The 3,803-nt window shown below is 66.4% G+C and carries 2 protein-coding genes and 1 pseudogene; all 3 read left to right on the top strand.

Going from position 1 to position 3,803, the window contains the following annotated elements; translation table 11 throughout:
- The first annotated feature begins 88 nt into the window (after nucleotides 1-88).
- Nucleotides 89-889, top strand: coding sequence for a DUF3348 family protein (locus DBR23_RS07605; RefSeq protein WP_108497827.1), 801 nt, complete (start codon nucleotides 89-91; stop codon nucleotides 887-889).
- Complete coding sequence (locus DBR23_RS07610) at nucleotides 886-3,555, top strand: DUF802 domain-containing protein (protein ID WP_108497828.1); 2,670 nt, start codon at nucleotides 886-888, stop codon at nucleotides 3,553-3,555. Before DBR23_RS07605 ends, DBR23_RS07610 begins: the two co-directional genes overlap by 4 nt.
- A pseudogene (locus DBR23_RS07615) lies at nucleotides 3,552-3,803 on the top strand (hypothetical protein); the annotation flags it as partial. The gene DBR23_RS07610 and the pseudogene DBR23_RS07615, both read left to right, overlap by 4 nt.

Here is a 3,803-nt window from a genome sequence, read left to right on the forward strand (position 1 = left end):
TTGCCTTCGGGAGGACTCCTTCCCCCGATGCACGCGCCGCCGGACCGTCCCGCTCGGCCGTGCCCACCCAGTGCACAGCCTTCACGGGATGACCCAACACCACCGACTCAACAGCTCACGCCTCGTGGTCCTGCTCCAGCAATGGACGCGGGAAGCCAGCGAGCGGGCCGCGCCTCCGCGACCAGCAGCCAAGCCCCCCGATGTGGCAGAGCAGCTGAGCCTATGGCTGGGAACCGTGGACGCCGTCCAGCTCAGCCGGGCGCTGCACGCGATCGAGAACCTGCCATCGCAGGCGGCGACTGCACAGCACCCGGCAATGGCGCTGAACATGACGGTACTCGCCGGCCTGGTAGCGAAGGTTCAGGCCGACCTCGAAGTGCAGCTGGCCACGAGGCCCACTGCACCCAAGCCACTGCGGGCCCGGGCGGACAACACCCCCGTGGAACTGCCCGACCCCAGGGTGGACACGGATTTCGCCACCCACGCGCCACGCTATCTGGACCTGCAAAAGCAGATGGAGCTGCGGCTGCAGCCCCTGCGGGCACAGTTGCGCCAGGCGATCGCACAAGGCGCCCCCAGATTGCGCCAGGTGGCGGCGCTGGACGCCGTGATGGAGCGCATGCTGGCACCGCGTGAACAACGGCTGTGGGCCTTGCTACCCGCGCACCTGGAGCGCCGTATGGCGCACCGCCACCGGCAACACCAGCACAGGCTGACCACCCAAGGGTTGACCGATGAGCCTGCGCGATGGCGGCAGGCTGGAGGCTGGCTGTGGGCCTTCGAGCGCGACATGCAGGCCCTACTTGCCGCAGAGCTGCAAACGCGCATGGAACCGATCACGGGACTGCTGGAAGCAGCCCAGAACGACACAACAGGACAACAGGAATGAACAAGAGTGTGATGACAGCCATCTTCGCTGCGGGCCTTGCAGCCGCTGGCTGGGTGGGCTGGGGTTTTGTGGGCCACAGCCCGCTGGCACTGGCAATGACGGTGATGATCGCCGCCACCTACCTGCTGGGAGCCTGGGAGCTGATGCGCTATCGCGCGGCCACCGCCTCGCTGACGCGTTCGCTAGAGGCCCATCAAGAGCCCCCTGCCCTGGATGCCTGGCTGGAAAGCCTGGACCCCGCACTGCGCCACCCGGTTCGCCAGCGTATCGAAGGAGAGCGTGTAGCCCTGCCTGGCCCTGCACTCACGCCTTACCTGGTGGGGCTGCTGGTCATGCTGGGCATGCTGGGCACCTTCGTGGGCATGGTGGTGACATTCCACGGCGCCGTGTTTGCCCTGGAGGCCTCAGGCAACCTGGAATCCATCCGCAATGCACTGGCTGCGCCCATCAAGGGGCTGGGTCTGTCGTTCGGCACGTCCGTCGCGGGGGTCGCCACATCGGCCGCACTGGGCTTGTTGTCCGCCCTGAGCCGCCGAGAGAGGCTGCAGGCGGTGCGCCAGCTGGATGCGCGCATCCCCACGCTATTCCGTGCCTTCTCGTCCGCCCAACGGCGCGAGGACACCTTGCTGGCCCTGCAAGCGCAGGCCCAGGCCCTGCCACTGATTGCCGATCGTCTGCAAGCCATGATGGAAGGACTGGAGCGCCGCCACAGCCAGCTCAACGACCAGCTGCTGGCGCAACAGCAGGGGTTTCATCAAGAGGCCTCTGCCGCCTACACCCAATTGGCGCAGGCCGTGGGTACATCGCTGCAAGACAGCCTGAGCAACAGTGCCCAGCAGGCCACCGCCGCCATGCGCCCGGTGGTGGAACAGGCCATGGCAACGCTGGCACAAGAGTCCCAGCGCACCCACGAGCGGCTGCGAGAGCACACAGGCCAGCAGCTGCAAAGCCTCAGTGCGCAATGGGAGGGCACAGCACGCAAGGTGGCCGACACCTGGGCCCAGGCGCTCGACCAGCAGTCGAACACACAGGGCACGCTGATCACCCAGTTTGAGGTTGCAGTGCAAAAGCTCACGCAGACTTTCGACGAACGATCGAAAACACTGCTGGACTCCCTGCACGTATCGGCTGCACAGCAACAGGCTGCCCAGGCGGAGTCCGACCAGCGGCGACTGCAAGGCTGGGAGCACTCCATGCAGGACATGGCTCGCAACCTGGCCAGCGAATGGCATCAAGCGGGCAACCAGACGCTGGCCCAGCAGCAGGAGGTGGGCCAGGCCTTGGAGCGCACCGCACAGCAGATGGACCGGCAATTGCAAGCCACCACCCAGGCATTTACACAACAGGCCGAAGCCCTGGTCACCACACTGCAGGCGACGGTAGCCGAAGCCCACGGTGCGCAGCGCGCTGCGGATACGCAGCGGCTCGCCGACTGGACGCAGTCTATGCACCAGATGGCCCAGAAACTCAGCGGCGAATGGCAAAGCGCGGGGGCACAAACTGCCGAACAGCACCAGACAACCGGCGCGGCACTCGCCAAAGCAGCCCAGCAGCTGGAGCACCGCCTGCAGTCAGCCAACAACGCATTTGAAGAACGCTCCGAGGCCTTGCTGGCTGCATTGCAAAGCACCGTCACCGATGCTCAGCAGGCGCAGCGCGACGCCGATGCGCAACGGCTGGCAGACTGGAGCCAGTCCCTGGAGAGACTGGCCCACACGCTCAGCGCTGAATGGCAGCGCGCAGCCACACAGACCGTGGAACAACAGCGCGCCCTGATGCAGACCCTGGAAGACACCGCCACGCAAGTGAGTCTGCGACTGAACGCCCAGGTGGACCGTACATTGGGCAGCGCCACCGCGCTGATGGAGCAATCCGACGCCCTGCTGCGCACACGCATCGACAACGAAGCGCAATGGGTGCAAGCCCAGGGTCAGCGCATGGATGCGCTGACCCTGGTGTGGCGCGAGGAACTGACCACCCTGCGCGATGCGGAAGCCGCGCGCGGACAGGCGGCAGTGGACCGCCTGGATACTCTGCAAGCCGCCGTGGCAAAGCACCTGGCCACCCTGGGCGCTGCGCTGGAAGCCCCCCTCACGCGCCTGCTGCAGACCGCCTCCGACGTGCCGCAAGCGGCGGCCGAAGTCATTACCCAGTTGCGGCAGGAAATGACACGCCTGGGCGAACGCGACAACCTCGCACTGGCCGAGCGCACGGCCATGACACAGCAGCTGGGCAGCCTGCTGCAATCCGTGAACGAAGCCGCTGTGCAGCAGCGCGCGGCCATTGACGCACTGGTGGGTTCCGCCGCCGAGGTGCTCGAACAGGCGGGCCAGCAGTTTGCACAGGCCCTGGGCGCACAGGCGGGCAAGGTGGACGAAGTGGCAGCGCAGGTTGCGGCCAGCGCCATCGAGTTGTCCAGCCTGGGGGAATCCTTCCAGCACGGCGTCGGCCTGTTCAGCGCCAGCAACGAGAAGCTCGTGGAGAGCCTGCAAGGCATGGAGGACGCCCTTCGCGAGTCCATGGGCCGCAGCGACGAACAGCTGGCGTACTACGTGGCACAGGCCCGCGAGGTGATTGACCTGAGCATCAGCGCACAACAAGGCATCGTGGAAGACCTGCGTCGACTGCATGGCAAGGCCACGGCAGAACAAGGGGTGCCCGCGTGACCGGCGTGGACGACACCCTGGATGATGCTACCGACCAGACGGCACCGGTGTGGGCCGTCTTCGGCGATCTGATGGCGGGGCTGCTGGGTGCGTTTGTACTGATCCTCGTGGGCGTGCTGGTGGTGCAGATCGACCTGGTGGCCAGCCTGCAGCAGGAAGTGCAAAAGCGCCAGATGGAAGAGCAGCGGCGCATGGCGCTTGAGAAGGCCCTGGCCATTCCGCTGGCCAGCGGGCGCGTGACGGTGAAC

The sequence above is a fragment of the Acidovorax sp. HMWF018 genome, from assembly GCF_003061035.1.
In the GTDB taxonomy this organism is placed as follows: Bacteria; Pseudomonadota; Gammaproteobacteria; order Burkholderiales; family Burkholderiaceae_C; genus Acidovorax; species Acidovorax delafieldii.